Source organism: Marinagarivorans sp., assembly GCF_982758155.1.
Genome location: NZ_CEXWTU010000207.1, coordinates 1 through 522 on the forward strand (window position 1 = coordinate 1; position 522 = coordinate 522).

The following is a 522-nucleotide window of genomic DNA, read 5'->3' on the forward strand; positions in this document are numbered from 1 at the left end:
TGCGCCTATAACAAAAATGCAATCGCACAGTGATAAATCTTCTAACTCTACCGTGGCTGTGCCGGTGCCAATAGTGGCGCCTAACCCAACGCCCGTGGCTTGGTGGCAGTAATAAGAGCAGTTGTTAACATTGTTGGTGCCGTAGGCGCGGGCAAGTAACTGTAATAAAAAACCTGCTTCATTCGAAGAGCGGCCAGAGCTATAGAAAAAAGTATTGTCAGGTTTACTTGCCGCAAACTTTTTTACGGCATAGTCCAGTGCCCAATCCCAGCTCACTACCTTGTAGGCATTACTAGCGGCATCCTTAAATACGGGGGAGCCTAAGCGCCCTAAGTGCTCCAATTCTTTTGCCGAAAGTTCTCGTAGTTCATCGAGGGTGTGGTTAAAAATTTCGGCCGGGATAGGCGGCTGTATATCGGTCGATTGGGCTTGAATGCTTTTATTGCAAACCGAGGGGAATTCGTCGAGTTCGTTAGTCATGCCGCCGCGTTGGCCGCCCATTCCTAACCCGCACGCTTTGCA

1 protein-coding gene is annotated in these 522 nt (G+C 49.6%); it reads right to left on the bottom strand.

Annotation, left to right across the window (positions count from 1 at the left end; genetic code table 11):
* Window positions 1-480, bottom strand: a 480-nt coding sequence (locus AC3A8L_RS17155; RefSeq protein ID WP_487963498.1) for a molybdopterin-dependent oxidoreductase, incomplete at its 3' end; no start/stop codon positions are given.
* Window positions 481-522: the final 42 nt, after the last annotated feature.